This is a genomic window from Rickettsia peacockii str. Rustic, from assembly GCF_000021525.1.
Lineage (GTDB): Bacteria > Pseudomonadota > Alphaproteobacteria > Rickettsiales > Rickettsiaceae > Rickettsia > Rickettsia rickettsii.
On sequence record NC_012730.1, the window covers coordinates 726,803 to 753,376 of the forward strand.

The window sequence follows — 26,574 nt, forward strand, 5'->3', positions numbered from 1 at the left end:
CCTGAGATTGCCACGCTCCTTTTAGTTGCGCGCAATGACGTAAAAATTACTCCACGCAAAAACTAATATATAAGCATAAACTAGGAATATCAATTCATGGAATGGCATAAGATACTTAAAGTTACTAGAAATATATTCGGTCATGCTATAATTCATCCGGTTGTTATTTTTTGTACCATTTGGATAAGCGGTGCATTTGTTGCAATTTTTACTAATGAGGTTGGAGCTTTAGGTGTAAATATAAATGCTATAAATATTGCTTATAAGTGGGCTTATTGGCTTATTAACGTTTGGGGGCAGTTAAAAATTGCCGACTATAATTATTTAAAATTGAAGCTACTTGCCTCTCTTCTCAGTCCGGCTATTATTGTTATAATATTTTACATTAAAAATTTTGAAAGAATAAAATCATTACAATTTTTCAAACAAGATGAAAAAGTATATGGAGATGCAAGCTGGGCTAATCCGTCAGATATAGAGGCTGCAGGTCTTAGATCTAAGAAAGGTATGCTGATCGGTGTTGATGCCGGTGGATATTTTGTTGCAGACGGGTTCCAGCATGCTTTATTATTTGCTCCTACCGGTTCAGGTAAAGGTGTAGGGTTTGTGATACCTAACTTGTTATTTTGGAGTGATTCGGTAGTAGTGCATGACATAAAGCTTGAAAATCACGGGTTGACAAGTGGTTGGCGTGAGAAGCAAGGGCAGAAAGTTTTTGTATGGGAGCCTTCTAATCCTGATGGTGTTACTCATTGTTATAATCCGATTGATTGGGTTAGTACTAAGCCTGGGCAAATGGTTGATGACGTTCAAAAAATTTCAAATCTTATAATGCCGGAAAAGGATTTTTGGAATAATGAGGCACGAAGCTTATTTTTAGGCGTAACTCTATATTTAATAGCCGATCCTACTAAAACTAAATCTTTCGGTGAAGTAGTGCGTACTATGAGGAGTGACGACGTAGTTTATAATCTAGCGGTCGTACTCGATACGCTTGGTGGTGTAATACATCCTGTTGCATATATGAATATTGCTGCATTTTTGCAAAAAGCCGATAAAGAGCGTTCCGGCGTAATATCTACAATGAACTCATCGCTTGAATTATGGGCAAATCCACTTATTGATTCAGCTACAGCATCTTCTGATTTCAATATACAAGAATTTAAAAAAGTCAAAACAACCGTATATGTAGGGTTAACACCCGATAATATACAGCGTTTACAAAAATTAATGCAGGTGTTTTATCAGCAGGCGACAGAATTTTTAAGCCGCAAAATGCCGGATTTAAAGGAAGAGCCGTATGGAGTAATGTTCTTACTTGACGAGTTCCCAACGCTCGGGAAGATGGATACTTTTAAAGCCGGTATAGCTTATTTTAGAGGTTATAGAGTTCGTTTATTTTTAATTATCCAAGATACACAGCAGTTAAAAGGAACATATGAAGATGCCGGGATGAATTCTTTCTTATCTAATGCAACATATCGTATTACTTTTGCCGCTAATAACTATGAAACGGCAAATTTAATATCGCAGCTTGTCGGTAATAAGACGGTAGAACAAAGATCATTTAGTAAACCTTTATTTTTTGATCTTAATATTGCTACTAGAACCCAAAACGTTTCTCAGGTTCAAAGAGCTTTACTTTTACCTCAAGAAGTAATACAGCTACCGAGAGATGAGCAAATTGTTTTAATAGAATCCTTTCCGCCTATAAAATCGCGTAAAATTAAGTATTATGAAGATAAGTTTTTTACTAGTAGATTATTACCGCCGACTTTTGTACCTACTCAAGTACCTTTTGACCCTAGGGCAAATAATAATGAGGCTTCGGAAGAGACCAAAACAATAACTGTTCCGGAAAATAATGAGTAAAATGCGTTCAGCTATTATTGATATCGGTTCAAATGCTTTAAGAGCTGTAGTTTATGAAAGTGATGAGCTTGGAGCGCCGGAAATTTTTAATTATAAATTTAGAAATTATCTTACAAATTTACTTAATTTAGATAATTTAGACGTAAAACATCAAACATATTTATCTCTACAATATCTTATTCATATTTTTACCAAACTGTCTGTTACTAATATTAGATGTGTTGCAACAGCTATACTTAGGGGGCATCCTAAAGCAGATGAATTCAAAGCTATAATTAAAAAGAGATTCAATATTGATATTGAAATTATCTCAGGTGAACGTGAAGCTTATTTAACTGCTGCCGGATTAATTTCCGGTATTAGTGATGCTTTCGGTATTGTAGCTGATCTTGGAGGTGGAAGTCTTGAGCTTGCACAGATTGGAAATAAAAAAGTCGGTAAATTAAAATCATTGCCGCTTGGTACAAAAATTATTGTTAGTAGCAATTTTGGTGATGTCGGGCTGATTACTAAAATGCTAGAGGAAGAATTTGGAGCTGCACATTATCCTAATTTATATTTAATTGGCGGTGCATTACGTCTAATGAGCCGTATATACATGGAGTCTATAAATTATCCCCTTAAAAATTTACATAATTTTGAAATAAATCGTGTAGAGTTTGAGTTATATTTAGAGAAATTATCGCAAATCGATAAATTAAAACTGAGTTATTACGAGCAGAAAGTCATAAATTATAATGCAGTTTTAGTAATAAAAGCAATGATTAAGGTATTTTCACCGGAAAAAATTATTATCTCAAATTACGGTTTAAAAGAAGGAGTAAGATTTGACTCGTTGCCGTCTCATGAAACAGAAAAAGATATTATTTATGAGAGGGTGAAGAGATTAGTAAAATTTGATAGAAATATATGTAAAATTGAAAAATATATTGAAGCAGTACAATATCTTTTAATTAATGCCGATGCCACGACTCTTATTATTATTGAACTCGCTATAATGCTAGCACAATATAATAAAAATATTGATAAAACGCTTAGAGCAAATTTTGTTTCGGAATTTATATTATCTTCAGACATTCCTTTTAGTCATAGACAGCGTCTTATGCTAGGTATTGCCCTTACGGTTACTTATACTGCTAAAACTGACATGCAGATTAATAAAATAGCTAAGAAAATGATTAGTAAAAGTGATTATTACAACAGTCATATAATCGGTTATTATATAAAAATTGCTAGAGAAATTGATGGGCCAGAATTTCAAGAGCCTTCTTTTTCGATTAAATTAAAAGACGATAAATTTTTACAAATTAATGCTTCAAATATCTTGCCTAAACAAGTCTTTGAAAAGGTTTGTGAACGTTTAAAAGATATAAGTTCTGCTAGAAAAAATATTAGGTATAATTTTAGTGATTAGGGTTTTTTTGTTATAGTGCCGGATAGTTTTCGAAAAGCCAGTGATGTCATACCTGCGAAAGCAGGGATACAGGCTAAAAAAATCTTGATTGCAAAGATTTTTTTATTATATTGTTTCACTTTTAAAGTAAAATCTTTAAAAAGCTTTAAAGTACTGGATTCCTGCTTGCGTAGGTATGACATAAAAAGCGCCACACAACAATAGCTAAATTAATTACGCTCCATCAAATGTGTCACAATTATATTCCTTTGTACATCCTATAATAGTAGATTCCATTTTAGGAACTATGTGTTCCGCCCAAAAATCTACCAGCAGTTGCATTGCATTAATAATAAGTGAATCTTCGATAGGATGCAATAAATTATCTATACTAATTTCTAGATACCTAACTATGAACTCTGCAGCGCTATCATCTGATTCTCTGTGTATAAGATTTCCAATTCTTTCTAAGTAGTAAACTTGCTCGCTAGTAAGATCTTTATCTTTTATTATTTGCGGTAGAATCTTGGTTAATATACATTTCAATTGAACTTTTTGATCAGTTGCAAATAATTCATAATAATCCTGTTCTTTTACACAAGGTAATTTTAGTAAATTAATAATTAAATTGGTCACATAATATGGGTATGAGAATTAGTTTTTATAACTTCCTCTAATTCTCTTGTATCTGTTCCGGTCTATAATTATTAAAGTAAAATATAGGTAATATAGTCTCGTTTTTTAAATATTTAATCAATTCTTTACTATCGTTATATTTACTACTAATTTCATTTTTTTCCTCTGGTGTTAATATTAAATGTGCCGTTAAATCAAGTATTGGTTTTGCCGCTCTACTATATTCATATGAACTATTAATTAAGCGCTTTAAGCTGTCAAAATTTTTAGGCAAAAATATTTTATCATCATTTTGATATGGTACATTTTTTACGAAATCTGTTTTCAAAATTTGAAAACTATTATTTCGTGGGATACTTGCATTGTACAAAATTTTCTCTATTGCATAATGTCCAAATTCATGTGCTATTATTGATTCTAAATTTAATTTTTCTGCGCCTATACATATTAGGTTATTGTCTCAATCGTAATGAGAAAATGATTTATTATCAAATATTATTTTTAGGCTATCTTGCACTTTAATATTAACCGCTGCTATTATAGGCTAATAACTTATTTGTAGGCCCCTATTGCAAAAGCTTTGTATAGTTATGAAGAATTATATTGTCATTTAAATCGCTTACATTGTAAGTCCTTGTCATTAAAATAGTAAGATCAGAGTTTTCGCTATATGCAATCGGTGATAATTTTTCTATTTTAAATTTTGCAATATTAAGTTCTTCAATATTGATCTCAATTTTATTATCTTCAATAAAGCTTTTAAACTCTTGAAAACTTAAATAACTAGCTAATTTTTTAATTCAAATCCTTCTATTTTAAATTCACTAATTGCATTGTTATTGTGCTACTCAATCGTTCTCTTCTTAAACTTAATCAACTCTTGCAACATGCTGCTTTTTGTATCTCTATATTGTATAGTATCAAAATTTATAAATGCTGCTACATCAAGCATAGATGTATCATCGATGTTATGTATATATCTATAGTATTCAGCAGCAGTAAAGTGGCTAGGGTTAGCATAAGAAATAATAAGTGTATATGCTTCTAGATCAAATGACGTAATGGCATGATGTAACCCTAACAAATTATAGCTGTTCTTAGATGCTAAAATTGATTTTATTTCGTCATATTTTTTAGTTTTTATAAAATTTTTTTATTAGCTTATTCAAAGCTGTTATGGGTCATTGTGAATAATATTCAGATGGTAAAGACATGTTTTATATCCTATCAAGTTGCTATATTTCATGGTAATATGTTTTATAATAAATAGTATATCTTTCTATTTGTAAAGAAATAATTTTAATTACATTAACGAACATTAACATCTTATTAAGCTCTCTTAGTCTACCTCCCAAATCATTATATAATCCTGAAAACAATAAATATATTAGGATATATGATAAAAAATTATTGGAAAAAGTTTTGGAAGAATAGTACTACCAAATCACAAAATTTTATTGAACTAAACGACATTGCATATGGTAATTTAATCAGAGTCGACATAGAAGCTTATCGAGAAAATGTTATAGTATATAGATGTATTAATTTAATTGCACAATCGGCAGGACATGTTCCGTGGAAAGTGCTTAAAAGTAAAACCGGAGAAGTAATATTTAGACTATCCGGTGCATTATTTACTAAAAAAACCGAATCCCAAAAAAGCCGGAGCGGATTTTGTTAGTGAGCTAATTGCAAGCAAATTATTATTCGGTAATAGTTATATTGTATCAGCTCTAGACTCGTACCCTAAAGAGATTGACTTACTACCGGCTCTTGTTACGGAACTGGTTATAGAACATAACAATTTAGTTGCTTATTTTGATTTGAAATTATTTGTCTGTTAACTCTTGCAGTACCGAAAATTAGCGGTATAGGTTTGCCGTAATTAGCTGTTACATATTTAAAACTTTCTTTGAAATTTTTAATATTGTCATATTCTATCGGTTCGTGATTTAGTTGATCTAAATACTCACCAAGCATTTTGCCGACAAATCTTCCCACGCTTGAAAATATGCCGCCGCCAAATGCATTTCCAACAGTACCGCCAAGCGAACTAAAAAAACTTCCAAACATATTTACCATATTATAATTTAATATGGATTGATATTAGCAGTATGATGTGATAACACTAATATATGTCATTCCTGCGAAAGCGGGAATCTAGGAAAACATATAAAAAAACAAGCTTTTATATGTTTATTTTGTCAAACATGTACCAATTATTAAGGTTATTTTTTCTGGATTCCCGCTTTCGCAGGAATGACATAGAAAATCACAGGGTGATATGCTGCCTTTAAAAAAATGGAAATCATAAATGTTTAAAAAATATATATTTATTCTAATATTATTTATTGCTTCTATAGCTCGTGCAGAAATTATAGAAGTGGATAGTTTAAATAAAATAAAACAAGATTTTAAAGAAAATTATAATAAAAATTATGTACCTCAGGATTTATTAGTAGTAACGGTTCTAGATGATTTTTTGTTTAAGTCTTTAGTGCCTATCGTTACACAGCTTGATAAAGACATTTATCTTACACTAACTCCTCTTTTACTTAATATTAATAAAAATTCAAAAGCTATTTATATAAAGCAATTGGTTTTAACTAATGATAGTTATAAGAAAGAATTACAAGAATCTGATTTTCCAAATTTTGTAAATAAAATGAGTAATAGTAAAATCCCCATAATAGCAGTAAATGATGGGTTTACCGGTAATTTTAATAATATTCCTAAATTTGAGATATGGTTTGCCGATTATTTAAAGAAAAATTTCGATATTGATTTTTCAAATAGTTTTCCAAACAATAATTATATTATTTTTAATAATTTAGACAGTTTTGCTAATACTTATCCGGTATTTTATAAGGGTATATTGACGAGTAATAATATATCGGAAGCGGAAATGATGCTCAATTTCCTTATTCAAATGAATTTTATACCGAAATGCTTTATAATGATTAGTAGTAGCATAGAATTACTAAGCTCAATGGAATTGCAACTTAGTAGTTATAGTGCTAATATATTATTTATTGGTTATCATTATAATAATAAAAATACTCCGAAAAATAAAGATGTTGCATATTATACTAAACTGATTAATGATTTAATATCTCAAATAAATAAGTTAAAAAGAAATAATCCACCTTTAAAGAATAATAATGCAAAAGGTAAAAATCCTTATGACACGAATAAATAAAGTTTTATTGAGTTTACTTTGCTTAGTTATTTCGTATGCGGGCTACGGTCAAATTATTCCTACTTACTCCGTAGATTCAGTAACAATGAAAAACTTATTACCGAAGATAGATGCAGATACGCTGGTACTTATAAATATAGATAATACTATCATAACACCGAAATCCAAATTATTTCGATATCAGGATAATTCTTATATAAATTTTACTAAATATTTATATAGTCTTGCAGCGGATAACGCATCAGTTAATAAAACTATTGCAAAATTGATAGTGCAGCGTCAGATGATGCTTGTTGAATCTAAATGGGTAGATTTAATTAATAAGATGAAACAGCAAGGTGCAACGGTTTTAGGTCTTCAGGAAATAACGGCCCCATGTAATTTAATTGAAAATTATGAAGGATGGTTATATACCTTACTTTACGGACTCAATATTAATTTTACTAATAAAGTTAATGATAAAGATGTATTTAGATTTAATCCAAGCGATGCTGAAGCCCCTATTTTTTATTTAGGTATAATATTTACCGGTAATATAAATAGAGTAAAAGCTCTTATAGAGTTCTTAAAAATTATACCGAAACAACCTAAAAAAATAGTAATTTTTGCAAATAATAAAAAAGATTTAGAAAATATGGACTCTTATTTAAGTATGGTTGATATAGGATATTATGGAATTGAATATTTGGGGTGGCAAATGTTACCGGGGTCACCTGATCATCAAATCGCTGAGTTGCAGCAATCTACGTTTTTAAATACCGGTCAGTGGTTAGAAGATGATACAGCTGCAAAGATGTTAAATAAATAATTATGAATGACAATTTAATTAATGCTTTAAAAGATTTAATTATTAATACCGGCAAGATTGCACTAGATATAAAAAAGGCAGGAATGTTGACTGAGATTAAATCAGATGGGTCAGTAGTCACTAATGCCGATAAGGAAATTAGTAAAATAATTTATCAAACTCTACAAACCTTAACCTCTCAAATAGCTATAGTATGTGAAGAGCAGCCGCTACCTATATTCAGCAGTGATACTTTTTGGTTAATCGATCCTATTGATGGGACATGGAGCTATGTAAACGGTAAAAGTACATATACGGTCAATATAGGCCTTATTGAAAACGGTTTTCCAACCATCGGCTTGATATATCACCCTGAAACAGCAAAGCTATATTATACTGATGTAAACGGTCGGTTAAAAATCGAACAGAATTCTAAAGAAATATTTGTTAATCATGAACCTAAACATGAAGAGCTTCATGCGGTAATAGGTTTTTATAATTCAAATAAAGCTACTAAAGAATTTTTAAGTAAGTATTCATTCGGTCAAATAAATGCAATAGGCAGTTCAATGAAACTATGCTTAATTGCTGAAGGAGCAGCTGATATATATCCAAAATTCGGTCAAACTATGGAATGGGACATAGCGGCAGGTCATGCTTTAATTAAAGCCGGCGGTGGTAATATTTTAGATACGCATGGACAAGAAATTACTTACGGTAAAGAAAGTTTCGCTAATCCTAATTTTTTCGCCTGTAGTAAATATTGGTTGGAAAGGGAGGCAAGGTTGCATAGATACTAGATCGTCATTGCAAGCAGCAGTAGGCTGCGTGGCAATCTCATGAAATAATAACAAACTCCTGAGATTGCTTTGTCAAAACTTGCAGTTTTTCCTCGCAATGATGAAAAAACTGATCCACGCAGGCACTGCCAAACTCGCATCAAACCAACTTCTTTAACTCATAAATTAACTCAAGTGCTTCTTTAGGGGATAGTTTATCAGGATCGATAGTGCTGAATTTTTTATCTAATTTGCTGCTTATAGTAGTTTTATTAGGTTCAAGATAAAACAAACTCAAATTATTTGATTCCGTTGATAAAATATTTTTTCCTTTACCTGTAGAAGTTTTTTCAAATTTAAGCAGAATCTGCTCAGCTCTGTTTATAACACTCGCAGGAAGACCGGCAAGAGCCGCAACATGAAGACCGTAGGACCTATCGGCAGCACCTGATATAATATTATGTAAAAATAGAATATCTTTACCTGACTCCTCAATAGCAATAGTATAATTTTGCAAAGCCGGCAGGAAATTACTCATAACGGTTAGCTCATGATAGTGCGTTGCAAATAAACAGCGACATTTCAGCTTATCATGAATATATTCAAGCACCGACCATGCTATAGATACCCCGTCATAAGTGGATGTGCCTCTACCTACCTCATCAAGTATGATTAGTGAGTTTTTTGTAGATTGAGCAAGGATTGCCGAGGTTTCAAGCATCTCTGCCATAAAGGTCGATTGTCCCTTAATTAAGTCATCGGCAGCACCTATTCGGCTAAATATTTTGTCGACTACTCCTATTTTAGCACTTTTTGCCGGCACAAACGAACCTATTTGAGCAATGATTGCAATAATGGCGTTTTGACGTAAAAAAGTACTTTTACCTGCCATATTAGGACCGGTAATTAACCAAATACGCTCAAGCTCTGATAAATGACAATCATTATATACAAAGCTTTTGCTTTCTCGCTGTAGTGCTTTCTCTACTACAGGATGCCGTCCTTTAACGATATCAAAGCTTAAATCATCGGTAAACTCAGGCTTAACATAATCATATTCATCAGCGATGTAAGCAAAATTACAAAATACGTCAAGCCCGCTTAAGGAGTTTGCAAGCATTCGTAAATAGGAAGCTTTTTCGATTACATGGCTACAAATATCCGCATATAATTCTTTTTCTAAGCTTATTACTAAGGTTTTAGCATTGACTAACTCACTTTCAAGCTTTTGTAGTTCAGCAGTAGTGTAACGAACATGATTAACCGTTGTTTGACGGTGAATAAATTTGGGATCAAGGATTTTATTAACATTTTTAGCGGTGATATCGATAAAAAGCCCTATAACATTATTATGAGATATTTTTAAACTGTCTATTCCCGTTTCTTTGCGATATTGATCTTTTAGCTTTTCAATATATAATTTTCCGTTATTAATTAAATCATGTAATTGGGCTACTTTCGGATGATATTCATGTTTTATTATACCTCCGTCATTTAAATTATTCGGTGCATCTTCTCGTATTGTTTCGTCTATTAAATTATATAATTCTGCATCACCTGATAGAGGTTTAATAATTTTTTCGATAAAATCAGGTAAATTAAAACCGTAAGCGTCAAAGAATACTCCTTTAATAATCGTTGCCGTTTCTAAAGTATATTTAATGCTAAGTAAATCACGACCTGAACTTCTGTTCATCGTAATACGTGTTAAGCAGCGTTCTATATCACTAGTTTTTTTTAGAAGTTCTCTAATTTTTTTTACTATTTCTAAGTTGGAATAAAAGAACTCGGTAATATTTAAACGATGATTTATTTTAGCAATGTTGGTTAAAGGACTTGAAAGAAAATTATATAGTAAACGTCCACCTTGTTTAGTAACCATATGATTAAGGGTGCTTAATAAACTTCCTTGCGAGCCGCCTTGTGAGTTTGTGACAATTTCAAGGTTGCGTCTAGTAGAGAAATCAATAGTCATATAGCTATGAAAATTGATAATTCTAGGGATTGGCAAATGAGGAATATTTTGTTTTTGCGTTAACGATAAATATTCTAAAACGCTACCTATGGCACAAATTTGACTACTAGATATCTCGCCGATTCCTTTAATATCTTTCATTTTATAAAAATCTAAAATGATTTTTTTGCATTTATTAATCGCAAAAACACTATCAACTTGATAGGTAATACGAAAATTTAATTGTTTGAAAATACTATCCGCAAGATTAGAAGATCTCAGATTTTCGCTAAGCAGAATTTCACGAGGTTTTAAACGAGCCAGCTCATTAAGAATTTCCGTTTCCGGTACATTAACTACAACAATTTCGGAAGTAGAAAGATCAACATAACAAAGGCTAGCTGTTTCTTTATTTTTCGGTATTACGAGACTTGCTAAATAATTAGGTTCGGCTGAAGCAATTAAATTTTCTTCAATTATAGTTCCCGGAGTTATAATACGTGTAACATCCCTAGTAACTACCGCTTTATAACCGCCTCTATTCTTTGCTTCTTCAGGTGTTTCTAGTTGATCACAAATAGCAACCTTATAATTTTCTTCAATTAACTTAGTTAAATAATTCTCAAGGGCATGATAAGGTACCCCGCACATCGCAATTTCTTCTTCGCCGTTTTTGCCGTGCTTTGTTAAAGCAATGCCAAGTACATTGCTTGCTAGAATTGCATCTTCATAGAACATTTCATAAAAATCACCCATTCTAAATAGTAGTAAACAATCTAAATGAGCAAATTTAATGTCTAGATATTGCTGCATCATTTTCGTTGCAACATCGTAATTATATTTTTGTTTCAACTCTTGAAGATTCATATTAAGCAGCATAATTTATATTATAGTTTGGCTTTATTGCATGGATACCGAATCGTCATTGCGAGCGACTGCAAGGAGCGTAGCAATCTTATGAAATAGTGCAAAATGCCTGAGATTGCCACGTCGAGGCTTTGCCTCTCCTCGCAATGACGGATAATAACAATGTTTAACAGTTTATACAACTATTTTATCTTTGATAGGCGGGTGCTATGTCTGCCGCCTTCAAATTGGGTAGTTAAAAACTTATCTATAATATCAAATACTATTTTTTTGTCTATGGTTTTTGCTCCGAGTATCAAGATATTAGCGTCATTATGAGCTTTAGCATTTTCGGCAGTTAATATATTGTTGCACAAAGCGGCTCTTATTTCCGAGCTACGATTCGCAGCTATAGACATACCAATCCCCGTATCACTAATTAAAATACCGATAGGTGCTGATTTTTCAATAATAATATCTACTACTTTCTTAGCATAATCAGGATAATCAACGGTTTGTGTATTATTTGTTCCGCAGTCATAAATCTTTAGAGATTTCTGCTTTAAATAATTGATAATTTCAGACTTAAGCTCATAACCTGAATGATCACTAGCTATGACAATATTATAAGTTTTCATAGTTAATTTTTTGATGGAAAATAATGATAAAAATTATATACTATGTAAGATTTGTTTTCTAATGTAAATAATAGTTTTGTTAAATATATGAAATATCCTGTTGTACTTAGTATCGTTATATGTTTTTGTTTAGTTGCTTGTGTTGATCAGCCACCGGCTCCAATTGAGTATAAAGTAGGAGATGTTACTGCAAATAATAATTCTACCGCACTAGATCACGATGAGGGTATGATAGTTCAAAGAACTATGGAAGACAATCCCGCGTCAGAAAAAGTTAGCGGTAGACTCGAAGAGCCAAAGGCAAAAATTATAGAAGATGATAATGATGATATTGAGATTCCTATGTCTCGGAATGAAGACGAAGATGAAGAATCGATAGAACAATTAAACTTTGTAAAACCGTTAAATGGGGTAATTATTACCGAGTTTAAAGCCGGTAAAAGTAAAGGGATAGATATTGTAGCTAAAGAATATAGTGAAGTTAAATCGATAGCTGCAGGAACGGTAATATATTCAGGTTATAATAAGCAATTCGGTAATTTAGTAATAGTTAAATTAGATAAAGACGATCTAGAAGTAGCATATGCGAGTTTAGATGATTTATTACTGAAAAAAGGTGATAAAATTGCTAGAAATAGTGTTATCGGACATGTAGAACATAAATTATATTTTGCTATGCGTAAAAATAAAATAGCAGTTGATCCTAATAAGTATATAGAATTTTAAATGGAAGATGTTATTACTCTTACCAAATATGGTGAACCTCAAAATGTTATAGTAAGAAGGAGTAGCAAAGCTAAAAATATAGCCATCCGCATTACGTCTAAAGGTGCAGAGCTTGTATTACCTCTTAAGGTAAAAGCCGAAAAAGGTCATAATTTTTTGTTAAGTCAAGAATATTGGGTTAGGCAAAAATTACGTCGTAATGTAACTGCGATACCAAAAGATGAAGATAAGATTTCTATTTTGGGTAAATCTTATGAAATAATACATATTGATTCGTCTAAAAATCAGATAAAATTCAATGATTCTACGTTAGAAGTGTATTGTTGTAGTCAGGTACTAAAAAAACTTAGTATAGAAGTATTCCTTAAAAAGAAATTATTAGCAGAAATAAAAATAATAGTAGAGAATATATCTAAAAAACATAATTTGACTTATTCCAATATTAGAATAATGGAAAATGTTAGCCGTTGGGGGAGTTGTTGTAGCAAGGGGAATCTTGTTTTTAATTGGCGGGTAGTTTTTGCCCCCTTTGAAGTACTGAAATATTTAGTAGCTCATGAAATGGCACATTTAAAAGAAATGAACCATAGTAAAAATTTTTGGGAGCTAGTTGAGTATATATATCCCGAATACCAACCGGCAAAATTATGGCTAAAAAGAAACGGTAAGAATTTATATAGTTATTTGCCATAACTTTATGTCATTCCTGCGAAAGCGGGAATGACATAAAACGAGCCATGCAACAACGCAGTAATGACATCGGAAAGGTTAATTTAAAGAAAAACATAAAGGATAAATAGAATGCATAACACCACAAAAAGAGTAACAGTCCCGGCACTTGAAGAAATCTTATATGAGCCTATAAAAGTGTTAGATTGCGGCTTTATTAGAGTTATCGACTATATGGGGGATGATAGTGCTATAGTACAAGCAGCTCGTGTTTCTTACGGTAAGGGTACGAAGCAATTAAACCAAGATAAAGGGCTGATAAACTACTTGCTTCGTCATTATCATACCACTCCTTTTGAGATGTGTGATATCAAGTTCCATATTAAACTACCGATATTTATTGCAAGGCAATGGATTAGGCATAGAACAGCTAGCGTTAACGAATATTCGGCAAGGTATTCTATTTTAGGTAATGAATTTTATCTACCTGAACCGGCAAATATTGCTTCCCAATCTGCTGTAAATAAACAATGTAGGGAAGGGGATAGCTTACCGAAAGAAGTGGCTGAAAAGGTCCTTGCAATTTTAGAGGAAGATGCTAGACAGTGCTACGGGCATTATAAAGAACTGATGAATGCCGATGAAGAGGGTAATATTATAGATGAGAACGCCACAGGGATAGCAAAAGAGCTTGCTCGTATGAATTTAACTTTAAATTATTATACGGAATGGTATTGGAAGATTAATTTACATAATTTACTTCATTTTTTAAGATTGCGAGCCGACCCTCACGCTCAATATGAAATTAGAGTTTATGCTGAAAAGATGCTTGAGATAGTCAAAGCTTGGGTTCCTTTTGCTTACGAAGCTTTTGAAGAATATCGTTTGCAGGGAGCAAACATTTCACGTAAAGGTTTGGATGTAATTAAAAGAATGATAAACGGTGAAAAAGTTACCCATGAAACTAGTGATATGACTAAGAGAGAATGGGAAGAACTGATGAAGATTTTTGGGTAATGTATGTCATTCCTGCGAAAGCAGGCATGACATACAACAACCATAACGGAATTTGATAAAAAGGAGTATTTTAAGTGAGAAATATTATATATTTTATACTATCACTATTATTTAGCGTTACCAGCTATGCACTTGAAACAATAAACATTGAGCATGGGCGAGCTGACCCAACACCTATAGCGGTCAATAAATTTGATGCCGATAATTCTGCCGCTGATGTATTAGGTCACGATATGGTTAAAGTTATCTCTAATGATTTAAAGCTTTCGGGGTTATTCCGTCCTATTTCTGCTGCCTCTTTTATAGAAGAGAAGACAGGAATAGAATATAAACCGCTTTTTGCTGCATGGCGTCAAATTAATGCTAGTCTTTTAGTAAACGGTGAAGTTACAAAACTAGAAAGCGGTAAATTTCAAATTAGCTTTATATTATGGGATACGTTGCTTGAAAAACAGCTCGTCGGTGAAATTCTTGAAGTACCGAAAAATCTATGGAGAAGAGCAGCACATAAAATTGCCGATAAAATTTATGAAAAAATTACCGGTGATGCCGGTTATTTTGACACTAAAATAGTGTATGTATCAGAAAGCAGCTCTTTACCGAAAATAAAAAGAATTGCTTTGATGGATTATGACGGGGCTAATAATAAATACCTTACCAATGGAAAGTCACTAGTCTTAACCCCAAGATTTGCTCGTTCGGCGGATAAGATTTTTTATGTTTCATATGCTACTAAAAGAAGAGTACTTGTTTATGAAAAAGATTTAAAAACAGGCAAAGAAAGTGTAGTAGGTGATTTTCCCGGTATATCTTTTGCTCCTAGATTCTCACCAGACGGTAGAAAAGCTGTAATGTCGATAGCTAAAAACGGCTCGACGCATATTTATGAAATCGACCTTGCTACTAAACGGCTTCATAAATTGACTGACGGATTCGGTATTAATACCTCTCCTAGCTATTCACCGGACGGTAAAAAAATTGTATATAATTCCGATAGAAACGGTGTGCCTCAATTATATATCATGAATTCAGACGGAAGTGACGTTCAGCGTATTAGTTTTGGCGGTGGTTCTTACGCAGCTCCTAGCTGGTCGCCTAGAGGAGACTATATAGCATTTACTAAGATTACTAAAGGAGACGGAGGAAAAACTTTTAATATCGGAATTATGAAAGCATGTCCTCAAGATGATAAGAATAGTGAAAGGATAATAACAAGCGGATATTTAGTCGAAAGTCCTTGTTGGTCGCCTAACGGACGAGTTATTATGTTTGCTAAAGGTTGGCCGTCGAGCGCTAAAGCTCCGGGAAAAAACAAAATTTTTGCAATTGATCTAACAGGTCATAATGAAAGAGAAATTATGACACCGGCAGATGCTTCTGATCCAGAATGGTCAGGTGTACTGAACTAATGTCATTTCTACGAAAGCATTGTTGGGTGGATCGTTTTTCCGTTGTCATACCGTGACTTAATCGCGGTATCCAGTAAAAATGCTATTAGTTGTTTTTGGATCCTGTGGCAAGCCACGGGATGACAGTCCAATAAGGCTTAAGCTACTTCTCTACTATGGTTTAAAATAAACTTCTTTATTTTTTCAAAAGCCGTATTTTCTATTTGTCTAATACGTTCCTTAGAAATATTATACTCATTGCTTAGAATATCTAGAGTTTTAGGAGTATCCGTTAATTTACGCTCTGTTAAAATACGCAGTTCCCTGTCGTTTAAAATCTTCATAGCATTTGATAGTAACTGCCTTTTACTGGTAGAATTTTGCTTATTAATAGCCATAGCTTCAGGAGTAGGGCGTGTTTCCGGTAATAGTTCTATTAATTCTCCGGATTCTGCATCGTCACTATTTATAGAGTTATTTAACGATAAATCAGGACCTGAAATTCTAGTATTCATTTCAGAAACTTCATTAACCGAAACGCCTAGCTCATCTGCTATTTGTACAAAATCATCGGTAGTAATAGCCCTTGAGTATAAATTAGTAATTTTATGCTTAACTTTATTAAGACTAAAAAATAATTTTTTTTGTGCGGCCGTTGTTCCCATCTTTACTAATGACCAAGATTTTAATATATATTCTTGTATGGCTGCTTTAATCCACCACATCGCATATGTTGATAGGCGAAAACCAAGTTCGGGATTGAATTTTTTTACTGCCTGCATTAAACCTATATTACCTTCTGAAACCAATTCGGTAATAGGAAGACCGTAAGTCCTATAGCCGCTTGCAATTTTTGCAACAAGTTTAAGATGGCTTGTTACTAATTTATGTGCAGCTTGTAAATCATTCCCTTCTAAATAGGATTTTGCTAATAACAATTCTTCTTCTTGCGTAAGTGAAGGAATTTTATTGATTTTCTGTAAGTAGCTATAAAATCCTGATTCGCTAGAAATTGCTAATGCATTAATATTATTAGTCATACTAACCTTAAAAACTATTTTTTTTATACTAACACATATATGATCTAAAATAAACTTTTTCTAGAGTATTTTTAAATAAAATCAAATAATGTCTAAAAAATCCAATAAAAATTTAGCTTTTTCCTTGCTGGGATTAATAATTAGTATGGTGTTACTCAGTTTTGCTTCCGTACCTATCTATAATTTATTTTGTAAAGTTACAGGATATGGCGGCACTACTGCAAAAGAAACGGTGAGTGTATATTCTAAGGTAAAAGGCACTAAACCTATAATTATCGAGTTTGATGCTAATGTTGATAAAGATTTACCTTGGCGGTTTATTCCAAGGCAGCAAAGAGTGCAAATTGTTCCGGGGCAGAATACTCTAGTGTTCTATGAAACGGAGAATCTAAGCGATAACGATATAATAGGTACTTCCGTATATAATGTTACTCCAAATAAAGCAGGAAAATATTTCGTAAAAATTCATTGTTTTTGTTTTGAAGAACAATTATTAAAAGCCGGCGAAAGAGTCTTAATGCCGGTTACATTTTATATAGATAAGGATTTTGAGCTTGACCCTGAAATGCAAGACATTAAAGTACTTACTTTATCTTATAGTTTTTTTAAAGTACGAGAGATGTCGTCATTGCGAGGAAATTACGTAAGTAATTGACGAAGCAATCTCAGGAGTTTGTTATTATTTCATGAGATTGCCACGCTCTCTACGTTCGCTCGTAATGACGACTTTGGAATTATGCAACAACACCGGCTCATTGAATATACTCGATAACCCATTTACGAAGTCTAACAATCGTCGGAGTATTTATAAGAGAGGTAGCAGGTAAAACTTTGCCGTTAGTATTAAAATTAATTATAGGATCTATACCGTATATGCTATACCAAGGTTTTAACGGTGAGCTATTTGAATATTTACGGTGGAACCAAGATAAAGAAGGTGTTGTTTCTTCATATTCTATTACTTTAACCGATTGTGGATTTTTATGATATATAAGGCTCAGTACCGATTGATCGGAATGATGCCATTTATATTCATCGTAATTAGGATGGATATTATAATTTTTACCTGAAAGAATTCTAATATCTTCACAACTTTTTAGCCATTGTTCAATGAAAGAACGAGAAAGCTTGGTATTACGCACAATAATAACGGCACTCCAAATGTGATCGTCATTTCTGCATTCGTCTGTAAGGCAATCCATTAAAGCAAAAGTTTCGCCTTTAACAAAACTACCGTTTTTACGATTGCGATCATGTACCAGTAATATATCATTATCGCCTAAAAGATTTGTTAAATTACTGATATGCTTTTTAATAACAAATGCTGAATCTAAATATACTATAATAGCTCCTTCTGGTGCATTTTTCATTGTTTCAAGTATAATATAAGGCTTCCATAGCCATAACCCCGCTCCTGCAGGTTCATTAAAAATTTCTTGGTTTTTTTCTATAAACGCTTGATTTATGTGCTTTTTCTTATAGTTAAATATGAAGTCTATACCTTTATTAATTGCATAATGAGTGGTTGCATTTTGATTACGATAAACATACTCCAGACCGTCGGCATAAGAAACTAAATAAATTGGTTCTTTTATGGAATTCTGAATAGATAAATCTACTTTTTGTAACGATAAGTCATTAAGAAAACCTTGACGTGCATATTCTAAAATAATCAGTATGAAATAAATTAGAGCTAATGTAATAACTGTTTTGTATAATATTTTAAATAACATATAATTTTTGCATTATTTGAAGCATTTTGTCATTCCCAGGTGGATTAGTAAAGCGTTATTGCGAGGAAATACGAAGTATTGACGAAGCAATCTCAGGAGTTTGTTATTATTTCATGAGATTGCCACGCTCTCTACGTTCGCTCGTAATGACGACTTTGGAATTATGCAACAACACCGGCTCATTGAATATACTCGATAACCCATTTACGAAGTCTAACAATCGTCGGAGTATTTATAAGAGAGGTAGCAGGTAAAACTTTGCCGTTAGTATTAAAATTAATTATAGGATCTATACCGTATATGCTATACCAAGGTTTTAACGGTGAGCTATTTGAATATTTACGGTGGAACCAAGATAAAGAAGGTGTTGTTTCTTCATATTCTATTACTTTAACCGATTGTGGATTTTTATGATATATAAGGCTCAGTACCGATTGATCGGAATGATGCCATTTATATTCATCGTAATTAGGATGGATATTATAATTTTTACCTGAAAGAATTCTAATATCTTCACAACTTTTTAGCCATTGTTCAATGAAAGAACGAGAAAGCTTGGTATTACGCACAATAATAACGGCACTCCAAATGTGATCGTCATTTCTGCATTCGTCTGTAAGGCAATCCATTAAAGCAAAAGTTTCGCCTTTAACAAAACTACCGTTTTTACGATTGCGATCATGTACCAGTAATATATCATTATCGCCTAAAAGATTTGTTAAATTACTGATATGCTTTTTAATAACAAATGCTGAATCTAAATATACTATAATAGCTCCTTCTGGTGCATTTTTCATTGTTTCAAGTATAATATAAGGCTTCCATAGCCATAACCCCGCTCCTGCAGGTTCATTAAAAATTTCTTGGTTTTTTTCTATAAACGCTTGATTTATGTGCTTTTTCTTATAGTTAAATATGAAGTCTATACCTTTATTAATTGCATAATGAGTGGTTGCATTTTGATTACGATAAACATACTCCAGACCGTCGGCATAAGAAACTAAATAAATTGGTTCTTTTATGGAATTCTGAATAGATAAATCTACTTTTTGTAACGATAAGTCATTAAGAAAACCTTGACGTGCATATTCTAAAATAATCAGTATGAAATAAATTAGAGCTAATGTAATAACTGTTTTGTATAATATTTTAAATAACATATAATTTTTGCATTATTTGAAGCATTTTGTCATTCCCAGGTGGATTAGTAAAGCGTTATTGCGAGGAAATACGAAGTATTGACGAAGCAATCTCAGGAGTTTGTTATTATTTCATGAGATTGCCACGCAGCCTAGGGCTGCTTGCAATGACGAAATCGATAATTATTAGACAACGTCAATTATAGCATTTTAATATATTAAAAGATAGTGTTGTAATTTAATTATAAATTTAGTATAATTTGCTGTTTGTTTAAGGTTGGTATGATTAATTTAGGGGATAAGCAGTCTACTATAGTTGTCGCAATGTCAGGCGGGGTTGATAGTTCGGCGGTTGCCGCAATGCTGCATGAACAAGGACATAATGTTATAGGTATTACCTTGCAGCTATATGATCACGGTATGGCAGTAGGGAAGAAAAATTCCTGTTGTGCCGGTCAGGATATTTACGATGCTAAAATGGTAGCAAATAAGCTAGGTATTCCCCATTACGTACTTGATTATGAGAGCAAATTTAAAGAGTCGGTAATAGATAATTTCGTCGATAGCTATTTACAAGGTGAAACACCGCTTCCATGTGTGCAATGTAATAAATCGGTAAAGTTCAGGGATCTAATTAAAACGGCTAGAGAGCTTGGAGCAGATAAGCTTGCTACCGGTCATTACGTACGAAAAATAAACGGTGATAACGGAGCGGAATTACATACAGGGCTTGATCCAGCAAAAGATCAAAGTTATTTTTTATTTATGACAACTAAAGAGCAATTAGAATATTTACGTTTCCCTCTAGGAGGGCTTACTAAGGGTGAAACACGAAAGCTTGCTAGTAAATTTGGGCTTGAGGTAGCGGATAAGCCTGACAGCCAAGATATTTGTTTCATACCTGACGGAAATTATAAGAGCGTAATAAATAAAATACGTCCAAATAGCAGTGAAAGCGGTAAAATTATTCATGTAAACGGGTTTGAGCTAGGAGAGCATAGCGGTATAATTAACTACACCATAGGGCAACGTCGTGGTCTTGGTATAGCTTATAATGAGCCTTTATATGTAGTAAAGATTGATCCTAAGGACAATATAGTATATGTAGGACCGGAGTCCGCATTAAACGTGCAGGAATTTATCATTAGAGATGTGAATTGGCTTGCAGATGAGATTAAAGATAACGAAAAGTTAGAAGTAGCAGTTAAAATTCGCTCGACAAGACCGCCGCGTCTAGCTGAAATAAGTAAACTCGGTGATGATAAAATGAAAGTAAAATTTTTATGCGAAGAAAAAGCCGTCGCCCCTGGGCAAGCATGCGTTATTTATGCCGGTGAAAGAGTACTTGGCGGCGGATGGATTACTAGAGAGATAAGGTAATTGTGTCATTGCGAGGAGCGAAGCGACGTGGCAATCTAGTTAGACCTCCTGAGATTGCCACGCTCCTTTTAGTCGCTCGCAATGAGACACAATTCACAAAAAAATAAGCTCACTAAAACAGGAGAAACTAATGAGTTTTTTAAGGAAGAAAAGTTTTGAATCAGTAAAAGAGATAGGCAGTTCAAGCGGTCTTAGCAAGACACTTGGAGCATTCGATTTAATATTACTGGGTCTTGGTGCAATGATCGGTACAGGCGTATTCGTCGTTACCGGTATAATTGCTGCTAAATATTCAGGACCTGCAGTAATGTTATCTTATGCGATTGCAGGTATTACCTGTATCTTTGTAGCGCTTGTTTATACTGAACTTGCTGCAATGCTTCCGACATCAGGAAGTATTTACACTTATTCCTATGTAGCATTTGGCGAAGTATTTGCTTGGATGATCGGTAGTGTTATAATATTAGAACTTGGTGTTGCTGCAGGAATAGTAGCTGCAGGTTGGTCGGGCTACGTACAAGGAATACTAGCAGCAGGTGGAATCAATTTACCGAAAGAATTAACTACTGTACCGACAAACGGCGGTATAATAAATTTACCGGCATTTTTAATCTCGGGATTTATTGGATTTATTTTATATTTAGGTACTAAAGATAGTAAGAGACTAAATGCAATTTTAGTTTTCATAAAAATGACTGCAATATTTGTATTTATACTCGCTGCTGCCCCTCATTTTGATGCTACTAACTGGAGTAATTTTATGCCTTTCGGTTTTAGTAATGTTTTAGTAGGTGCGTCTATTTTATTCTTAGCTTTTACGGGTTTTGGAACGATTGCAACCGCAGCTGAGGAGTGTAAAAACCCAAAACGCGATATAATGATCGGTATTATTGGCTCACTTGTTCTAACTACTATAGTTTATGTAACAATGGCAGGGCTTGTTACCGGTATTGCACCTTTTGATCAGTTAAATATCGATCAACCGCTTGCTTATGCTTTAACTATCAATAATAGCAAGATCGGCTCTGCTATTGTTGCAACCGGAGCAGTTTGCGGTATGATGACGGTGTTGATGATGAATATTTACGGTACTTCTCGTATTTTTTATGCTATTGCACGTGACGGTTTACTACCGAAAAGTTTTGCAAAGCTGCACCCAAAATATGATAGTCCGTATATTACGATTATAATATTTGCTTCTTTAGCCGCTATCCTTGGAGGATTTTGTTCTACGGAATTATTAACGCAATTAACTTCAATGGGAGCTCTTATTGATTATATCACCGTTACAATAATAGTGGTATTATTTAGGGTAACGCTACCTGATGCTCAAAGACCTTTTAGATGTCCTTTAGTATTTATTATCGTACCGTTTATTTTAATTGCTTGTGCATATTTACTATTTATTCAAATATATGACGGTGAATTTAATCTATTAACTGCAGGTCGTGCATTAATATATTGGTTTATTACAATATTTGTTTTATATATTATAAGATCGTTTTTTATGCAAAAAGAGCAGAATTAAGAGGGGGATATCCGTCATTGCGAGCGAACGTAGAGAGCATGGCAATCTCATGAAGTAGTACAAAATTCCTGAGATTGCCACGTCAAGGCTTTGCCTCTCCTCGCAATGACGAGTTAGTAGTATCCACGCAACAAAACAAAATTAACCAAATGACTGAAAAGCTGCAACCACTCCGAGGAATGAAAGATCTCTTGCCGGATGATTATAAAGTTCACGACTATATAATTAACACAGCAAGAGATGTTGGAGTATTGTACGGCTATAAACAAATGAGTACTCCTATTGTGGAGTATACTAAAGTCTTTAACCGTTCGATGGGTGAAAGCTCTGACATAATCAGCAAAGAAATCTATAGTTTTTTAGATAAAAGCAATGATTTCGTAGCATTACGACCTGAATTTACAGCATGTATTATAAGAAGCCTCATCTCAAACAGATTACAACATAAATTACCATTAAAGTTTTTCTCTACCGGTCCTGTTTTTCGTTATGATAGACCGCAAGCAGGGCGTCAAAGACAATTTCACCAACTAAATTATGAGTATATCGGTGCTAAAGGAGCAATTACTGATGCTGATACTTTGAAGTTAGCCGTTGATATATTAAAAGCACTCGAAATAGAGCAGGATACTACCCTAGAGCTTAACTCTCTTGGATGTAATGAATCAAGAAGCGTTTATCAGCAAAAATTAGTAGAATATCTAAATGATTTTAAAGATCAATTATCAAAAGAAAGCAAAATAAGGTTATCCAAAAATCCAATGCGGATACTTGATTCTAAAAGTGAGACTGATCAGAAAATAATAGCAAACGCACCGGTTTTATCTGAATATTACACTGATGAATCCAAAGAATATTTTGAGGAGTTAATACAGTATCTAGATATTTTAGGTGTGAAATATAGCATAAATCCATGCTTGGTTAGAGGGCTTGATTATTATTGCCATACTGCTTTTGAATTCACTACAAAAAAGTTAGGGAGCCAATCTACTATTCTAGCTGGTGGACGTTATGACGGGCTTGCTAAAATCATGGGTAATAACGATGATGTGCCGGCTATCGGTTTTGCTGCCGGTATTGAGCGAATTGCTTTAATACGGGAATATAATATATCTGAAGTTAAGCCGGTATTTGTATTACCTATAGGCAAAAATAATATTTGCTATGCTTTAGAAATTGTAGATAAATTGCGAACAGAAAATATTGCTATTATCATAGAATCCCTAGGTAAAATAGCTAAAAGAATGCAACGCATTTTTAATGAAAATGCTCAATTTATTATTTTTATAGGTGACGAAGAGCAGGCGAATAATAACTTAAAAATTAAAGACTTAAAAAAAGAAGAAGAATATATAGTGGATTTTGCAAAAGCTCTTGAGCTATTGAAGAAATAAGATTTTTTATTGTTATACCGTGAACCTTCCATGGTATCCATCAAAACTAACTTTAAGTAATAAGCATTTATGAATCTTGCCACAAGCTCGGCATTGCCCGCATGGCTCTTATGTTATGCCTGCATAGGTCTTGTTGTGTGGATACTGAAGGTCGTCATTGCAAGGAAAAACTGTAAGTTTTGACGCAGCAATCCAGTAAAAAATTCTGATTTACAGAATTTTTTATTATTGTTTTGGACTGCCACGCAGTCTACGACTGCTCGTAATGACAGGGCGGTATCTATGCAACAACGCCTTCGCTGGAATGACATAAAACGAGCCGTGCAACAAGATCTGCAGTTGTTCACAATGGCGATTAGGTGTCTATACAATAACACCATTTAACCACGACATCTAAAAATATGATTATTATAAACGATTTAGCCATGAGTTATGGTACAAGAATGCTATTTACCGATGTAAATTTGCATATTAAAAACAATAAACGATATGGTTTAGTAGGTGCCAACGGAGCAGGTCAAACAACTTTTTTCAAAGTCTTAACTAAGGAAGAAGAGCCAGCTTTCGGTGAGATTAACATACCAAAAAACTCCAAAATAGGTTGTTTAAAACAAGATCAGTTTCTTTTAATAGCAGGGAAGAAGGAGTTATGGAAAGCTTTACAAGAAAAAGAAGAGATATTAAATCGGCAGGAATGTAGCGATGAAGATGGGTATAAGTTTGGTGAACTTGAACAGGTAATATACGATAATGACGGTTATACTGCTGAAATTTTTGCAGCTAGCTTGCTTGTAGGTCTTGGAATAGCCGAAAAATACCATTATGAGCCGCTTTCTGCGTTGTCAGAAGGTTATAAGCTTTCGTGTATTACTCGTACAAAGTCTATTTAATAATCACGATATTTTACTACTCGACGAACCGACAAACCATCTTGATATAGAGTCAAGAGAAGCTCTTAAAAAATCTCTAATTGATTTTGATGGTACGGTAATATTAGTAACGCACGATCGGAATTATTGCTCTGTCCCATAGGAAAAAGATTGTTGATTTTAAAGGTAAATTAAAGGTAAATATGATGATTATATTGAGAAATACGGCAACGATTATTTAAGTTCTACTACAAAATTATCCTAAGTTTTAGGCATTGCTCATTAAATATAGATATCGTCATTGCGAGGAGGCGTTGTTGCGTGGATACCACCACGTCATTGCGAGCAGCCATAGGCTGCGTAGCAATCTCGTCAAATATCCTGAGATTGCTTCGTCAATTGCTATGCAATTTCCTCGCAATGACAATAAAAATCGAGTCATACAACAAAGCAGAATCTTAAAGTTAATCACTCCACATTATAAAACTCCAAATGATGACCGCTAATAAACTTTTTTATTTCAGCATGGTTACCATACTCATCAACATTTAATAATAACCCTTGTTCATTAAAATATAATATATTCGTAAATAATCAGTCATCACAGTCCCACTTAGCTTTAAAAGCATTTTCTTTAATAAGTTTAACTCCGGTTACTCCGTGTTTGTGATATATTATTCCTTTTTTTAAAGCAGAAACAAAAGAGGTAACTTTACTTTTATCAAAGGTGTTATAGATTTTTTTAGACATTGTACCGTAACAATCAAATCCTCTATATTTGCCAAGAAATTTATCCGTACCTTTTGTTACTTCCTGATTATCAATTTTAATTTGACCTTCTTTAGGAATATTCCAAGAATTATTATTGAAGTTGGTAATCTTTTGAATGGCTAGATAAAATTCATGTTTCTTTTTTAGTTGATAATATTGATGGATTTTTTTTGTATAATATTGAAGGGTTAATTGTTCTAAGTTTTCTATTGGCTTATTATCGGGGGAATAGCTTGCAATAATCCCTTCTTGTTTTTTTGACTTCATTTACTTGCATATTCTTGTACTTTTTTAGGTTATTATTTAATAAGGCGGTAACTACTCCAATTTCTAAAGTGTTTTCATGGCAAGAATCATTTTGCAGAGCATTTTCAACATTTTGGAAAATCTTTTCAGATTTTTCAGAAGTTAATTTAGTCTCGTTATCTGCTATTAAACCGGTATTAACGGCGTTAAGAACCTCTGTTTTTTCATTGGATGTTAGAGTATTATTTTGAGGTAACGTATAATTTGGGTCCACGTAACTCCGAAGTTTTATAATAGCCTTTTTATACAAATTTATTTGATGCTCAGGTATCTTATTTAAAAGATCAGAAGCCGTTTTAAATTGCTTACTACATAGGGCAAGTGAGAATGTTAGAAGTATGTTGTTTGGGGTATCACTAATTGCTTTTAGTTTTGCGGTTAATATTTATTGCTGGTTTTTGTTAATTTTTTTATTGGAAAGGCTGTTATAAAAAGCCATGTATTCACAGCCATCATATATTGATGAATAGAAAGGAACTAAGGTATTTGTTTTATTACATCTAACGTCTT

At 33.0% G+C, this 26,574-nt stretch carries 26 protein-coding genes and 2 pseudogenes; 16 read left to right on the forward strand and 12 right to left on the reverse strand.

What is annotated here, in order from left to right; genetic code table 11:
* The first annotated feature begins 96 nt into the window (after positions 1-96).
* A complete protein-coding gene (locus RPR_RS04300; RefSeq protein ID WP_012736767.1) occupies positions 97-1,872 on the forward strand; it encodes a type IV secretory system conjugative DNA transfer family protein in 1,776 nt (591 codons plus the stop codon).
* 1 nt (position 1,873) lies between these two features.
* The gene (locus RPR_RS04305; protein ID WP_014363081.1) at positions 1,874-3,286 is read left to right on the forward strand and encodes a Ppx/GppA phosphatase family protein; all 1,413 of its coding nucleotides are present in this window, start codon (positions 1,874-1,876) and stop codon (positions 3,284-3,286) included.
* Here the strand turns inward: RPR_RS04305 and RPR_RS09735 are convergent.
* From RPR_RS09735 to RPR_RS04325, 4 genes are all read right to left on the reverse strand, one after another.
* Positions 3,283-3,468: a hypothetical protein gene (locus RPR_RS09735; RefSeq protein ID WP_041472075.1), complete on the reverse strand. Its 186-nt coding sequence runs from the start codon at positions 3,466-3,468 to the stop codon at positions 3,283-3,285. The two genes, RPR_RS04305 and RPR_RS09735, sit on opposite strands and share 4 nt — an antisense overlap.
* 31 nt (positions 3,469-3,499) lie before the next feature.
* The gene (locus RPR_RS04315; protein ID WP_228368800.1) at positions 3,500-3,901 is read right to left on the reverse strand and encodes a hypothetical protein; all 402 of its coding nucleotides are present in this window, start codon (positions 3,899-3,901) and stop codon (positions 3,500-3,502) included.
* Between the two features lie 37 nt (positions 3,902-3,938).
* Positions 3,939-4,229, reverse strand: a complete 291-nt coding sequence (locus tag RPR_RS04320) for a hypothetical protein (protein WP_085065687.1) — start codon at positions 4,227-4,229, stop codon at positions 3,939-3,941.
* Positions 4,230-4,745: 516 nt separating this feature from the next.
* Positions 4,746-4,985, reverse strand: a complete 240-nt coding sequence (locus tag RPR_RS04325; protein ID WP_085065688.1) for a hypothetical protein — start codon at positions 4,983-4,985, stop codon at positions 4,746-4,748.
* Between the two features lie 312 nt (positions 4,986-5,297).
* On the opposite strand from RPR_RS04325, the gene RPR_RS04330 reads away from it, so the two are divergent.
* On the forward strand, positions 5,298-5,582 hold the full coding sequence (locus tag RPR_RS04330) for a hypothetical protein (protein WP_085065689.1): 285 nt from the start codon (positions 5,298-5,300) through the stop codon (positions 5,580-5,582).
* Between the two features lie 107 nt (positions 5,583-5,689).
* Here the strand turns inward: RPR_RS04330 and RPR_RS04340 are convergent, their stop codons facing one another.
* A complete protein-coding gene (locus RPR_RS04340) occupies positions 5,690-5,974 on the reverse strand; it encodes a hypothetical protein (RefSeq protein WP_012736769.1) in 285 nt (94 codons plus the stop codon).
* A 241-nt stretch (positions 5,975-6,215) separates the two neighbouring features.
* Between RPR_RS04340 and RPR_RS04345 the strand changes: the two genes are divergently transcribed.
* The 3 genes from RPR_RS04345 to RPR_RS04355 are packed head-to-tail and all read left to right on the forward strand — an operon-like array spanning position 6,216 to position 8,687.
* A complete protein-coding gene (locus tag RPR_RS04345) occupies positions 6,216-7,100 on the forward strand; it encodes a DUF2608 domain-containing protein (protein ID WP_012736770.1) in 885 nt (294 codons plus the stop codon).
* Positions 7,063-7,908: a DUF2608 domain-containing protein gene (locus tag RPR_RS04350; RefSeq protein ID WP_010977053.1), complete on the forward strand. Its 846-nt coding sequence runs from the start codon at positions 7,063-7,065 to the stop codon at positions 7,906-7,908. Before RPR_RS04345 ends, RPR_RS04350 begins: the two co-directional genes overlap by 38 nt.
* Positions 7,909-7,910: 2 nt before the next feature.
* Complete coding sequence (locus tag RPR_RS04355; RefSeq protein WP_012736772.1) at positions 7,911-8,687, forward strand: 3'(2'),5'-bisphosphate nucleotidase CysQ; 777 nt, start codon at positions 7,911-7,913, stop codon at positions 8,685-8,687.
* Positions 8,688-8,826: 139 nt separating this feature from the next.
* Here the strand turns inward: RPR_RS04355 and mutS are convergent, their stop codons facing one another.
* On the reverse strand, positions 8,827-11,487 hold the full coding sequence (gene mutS / locus RPR_RS04365) for a DNA mismatch repair protein MutS (RefSeq protein ID WP_085065811.1): 2,661 nt from the start codon (positions 11,485-11,487) through the stop codon (positions 8,827-8,829).
* A gap of 182 nt (positions 11,488-11,669) precedes the next feature.
* Positions 11,670-12,104: a ribose 5-phosphate isomerase B gene (gene rpiB, locus RPR_RS04370; RefSeq protein ID WP_012736774.1), complete on the reverse strand. Its 435-nt coding sequence runs from the start codon at positions 12,102-12,104 to the stop codon at positions 11,670-11,672.
* A 51-nt stretch (positions 12,105-12,155) separates the two neighbouring features.
* On the opposite strand from rpiB, the gene RPR_RS04375 reads away from it, so the two are divergent.
* From RPR_RS04375 to tolB, 4 genes are all read left to right on the forward strand, one after another.
* Positions 12,156-12,830 (forward strand): murein hydrolase activator EnvC family protein, encoded by a 675-nt coding sequence (locus RPR_RS04375; RefSeq protein WP_012262305.1) that lies wholly within the window; start codon positions 12,156-12,158, stop codon positions 12,828-12,830.
* A complete protein-coding gene (locus RPR_RS04380; protein ID WP_012736775.1) occupies positions 12,831-13,523 on the forward strand; it encodes a M48 family metallopeptidase in 693 nt (230 codons plus the stop codon). It abuts the gene before it with no gap.
* Positions 13,524-13,631: 108 nt separating this feature from the next.
* Positions 13,632-14,516, forward strand: coding sequence for an FAD-dependent thymidylate synthase (thyX, locus tag RPR_RS04385; protein WP_012736776.1), 885 nt, complete (start codon positions 13,632-13,634; stop codon positions 14,514-14,516).
* Positions 14,517-14,590: 74 nt separating this feature from the next.
* Positions 14,591-15,925, forward strand: a complete 1,335-nt coding sequence (tolB, locus tag RPR_RS04390) for a Tol-Pal system beta propeller repeat protein TolB (protein ID WP_012736777.1) — start codon at positions 14,591-14,593, stop codon at positions 15,923-15,925.
* A gap of 137 nt (positions 15,926-16,062) precedes the next feature.
* Here tolB and rpoH read toward each other — a convergent pair whose 3' ends face one another.
* A complete protein-coding gene (gene rpoH, locus RPR_RS04395; RefSeq protein ID WP_012736778.1) occupies positions 16,063-16,944 on the reverse strand; it encodes an RNA polymerase sigma factor RpoH in 882 nt (293 codons plus the stop codon).
* A gap of 88 nt (positions 16,945-17,032) precedes the next feature.
* On the opposite strand from rpoH, the gene RPR_RS04400 reads away from it, so the two are divergent.
* Positions 17,033-17,599, forward strand: a complete 567-nt coding sequence (locus tag RPR_RS04400; protein WP_004996151.1) for a cytochrome c oxidase assembly protein — start codon at positions 17,033-17,035, stop codon at positions 17,597-17,599.
* A 97-nt stretch (positions 17,600-17,696) separates the two neighbouring features.
* Here the strand turns inward: RPR_RS04400 and RPR_RS04405 are convergent, their stop codons facing one another.
* Positions 17,697-18,677 carry a hypothetical protein gene (locus RPR_RS04405; RefSeq protein WP_012736779.1) on the reverse strand — a complete coding sequence of 327 codons (981 nt, stop codon included), beginning with the start codon at positions 18,675-18,677 and terminating at the stop codon, positions 17,697-17,699.
* Between the two features lie 179 nt (positions 18,678-18,856).
* On the reverse strand, positions 18,857-19,837 hold the full coding sequence (locus RPR_RS04410; protein ID WP_012736779.1) for a hypothetical protein: 981 nt from the start codon (positions 19,835-19,837) through the stop codon (positions 18,857-18,859).
* Positions 19,838-20,098: 261 nt separating this feature from the next.
* On the opposite strand from RPR_RS04410, the gene mnmA reads away from it, so the two are divergent.
* The 5 genes and pseudogenes from mnmA to RPR_RS08170 form a co-directional block, all read left to right on the forward strand.
* The gene (gene mnmA / locus RPR_RS04415; protein ID WP_012736780.1) at positions 20,099-21,196 is read left to right on the forward strand and encodes a tRNA 2-thiouridine(34) synthase MnmA; all 1,098 of its coding nucleotides are present in this window, start codon (positions 20,099-20,101) and stop codon (positions 21,194-21,196) included.
* A 130-nt stretch (positions 21,197-21,326) separates the two neighbouring features.
* Positions 21,327-22,724, forward strand: coding sequence for an amino acid permease (locus tag RPR_RS04420; RefSeq protein WP_012736781.1), 1,398 nt, complete (start codon positions 21,327-21,329; stop codon positions 22,722-22,724).
* A gap of 149 nt (positions 22,725-22,873) precedes the next feature.
* Positions 22,874-24,118 (forward strand): histidine--tRNA ligase, encoded by a 1,245-nt coding sequence (hisS, locus tag RPR_RS04425; protein WP_012736782.1) that lies wholly within the window; start codon positions 22,874-22,876, stop codon positions 24,116-24,118.
* 401 nt (positions 24,119-24,519) lie between these two features.
* A pseudogene (locus RPR_RS09900) lies at positions 24,520-24,765 on the forward strand (ATP-binding cassette domain-containing protein); the annotation flags it as partial.
* Between the two features lie 514 nt (positions 24,766-25,279).
* Positions 25,280-25,425 (forward strand): annotated as a pseudogene (locus RPR_RS08170) (polysaccharide polymerase); the annotation flags it as partial.
* 156 nt (positions 25,426-25,581) lie between these two features.
* On the opposite strand, the gene RPR_RS04440 reads toward RPR_RS08170, so the two are convergent.
* Together RPR_RS04440 and RPR_RS04445 are read right to left on the reverse strand one after the other, a co-directional pair.
* Positions 25,582-26,025 (reverse strand): hypothetical protein, encoded by a 444-nt coding sequence (locus RPR_RS04440; RefSeq protein WP_187145778.1) that lies wholly within the window; start codon positions 26,023-26,025, stop codon positions 25,582-25,584.
* On the reverse strand, positions 25,976-26,449 hold the full coding sequence (locus RPR_RS04445) for a hypothetical protein (protein WP_228368914.1): 474 nt from the start codon (positions 26,447-26,449) through the stop codon (positions 25,976-25,978). The genes RPR_RS04440 and RPR_RS04445 overlap by 50 nt, the downstream gene beginning before the upstream one ends.
* Between the last annotated feature and the right edge of the window lie 125 nt (positions 26,450-26,574).

Excerpts from the sequence above, each read along its gene's own strand:
- thyX (WP_012736776.1), top strand. The coding sequence starts at position 13,632 with ATGCATAACACCACAAAAAGAGTAACAGTCCCGGCACTTGAAGAAATC.
- RPR_RS09735 (WP_041472075.1), bottom strand. The coding sequence starts at position 3,468 with ATGTCATACCTACGCAAGCAGGAATCCAGTACTTTAAAGCTTTTTAAA.
- RPR_RS04410 (WP_012736779.1), bottom strand. The coding sequence starts at position 19,837 with ATGTTATTTAAAATATTATACAAAACAGTTATTACATTAGCTCTAATT.
- RPR_RS04440 (WP_187145778.1), bottom strand. The coding sequence starts at position 26,025 with ATGAAGTCAAAAAAACAAGAAGGGATTATTGCAAGCTATTCCCCCGAT.
- RPR_RS04300 (WP_012736767.1), top strand. The coding sequence starts at position 97 with ATGGAATGGCATAAGATACTTAAAGTTACTAGAAATATATTCGGTCAT.
- RPR_RS04305 (WP_014363081.1), top strand. The coding sequence starts at position 1,874 with ATGCGTTCAGCTATTATTGATATCGGTTCAAATGCTTTAAGAGCTGTA.
- RPR_RS04340 (WP_012736769.1), bottom strand. The coding sequence starts at position 5,974 with ATGTTTGGAAGTTTTTTTAGTTCGCTTGGCGGTACTGTTGGAAATGCA.
- RPR_RS04355 (WP_012736772.1), top strand. The coding sequence starts at position 7,911 with ATGAATGACAATTTAATTAATGCTTTAAAAGATTTAATTATTAATACC.
- RPR_RS04330 (WP_085065689.1), top strand. The coding sequence starts at position 5,298 with ATGATAAAAAATTATTGGAAAAAGTTTTGGAAGAATAGTACTACCAAA.
- rpiB (WP_012736774.1), bottom strand. The coding sequence starts at position 12,104 with ATGAAAACTTATAATATTGTCATAGCTAGTGATCATTCAGGTTATGAG.
- mnmA (WP_012736780.1), top strand. The coding sequence starts at position 20,099 with ATGATTAATTTAGGGGATAAGCAGTCTACTATAGTTGTCGCAATGTCA.
- RPR_RS04405 (WP_012736779.1), bottom strand. The coding sequence starts at position 18,677 with ATGTTATTTAAAATATTATACAAAACAGTTATTACATTAGCTCTAATT.
- RPR_RS04350 (WP_010977053.1), top strand. The coding sequence starts at position 7,063 with ATGCAAAAGGTAAAAATCCTTATGACACGAATAAATAAAGTTTTATTG.
- rpoH (WP_012736778.1), bottom strand. The coding sequence starts at position 16,944 with ATGACTAATAATATTAATGCATTAGCAATTTCTAGCGAATCAGGATTT.
- mutS (WP_085065811.1), bottom strand. The coding sequence starts at position 11,487 with ATGAATCTTCAAGAGTTGAAACAAAAATATAATTACGATGTTGCAACG.
- RPR_RS04380 (WP_012736775.1), top strand. The coding sequence starts at position 12,831 with ATGGAAGATGTTATTACTCTTACCAAATATGGTGAACCTCAAAATGTT.
- RPR_RS04420 (WP_012736781.1), top strand. The coding sequence starts at position 21,327 with ATGAGTTTTTTAAGGAAGAAAAGTTTTGAATCAGTAAAAGAGATAGGC.
- RPR_RS04345 (WP_012736770.1), top strand. The coding sequence starts at position 6,216 with ATGTTTAAAAAATATATATTTATTCTAATATTATTTATTGCTTCTATA.
- hisS (WP_012736782.1), top strand. The coding sequence starts at position 22,874 with ATGACTGAAAAGCTGCAACCACTCCGAGGAATGAAAGATCTCTTGCCG.
- RPR_RS04400 (WP_004996151.1), top strand. The coding sequence starts at position 17,033 with ATGTCTAAAAAATCCAATAAAAATTTAGCTTTTTCCTTGCTGGGATTA.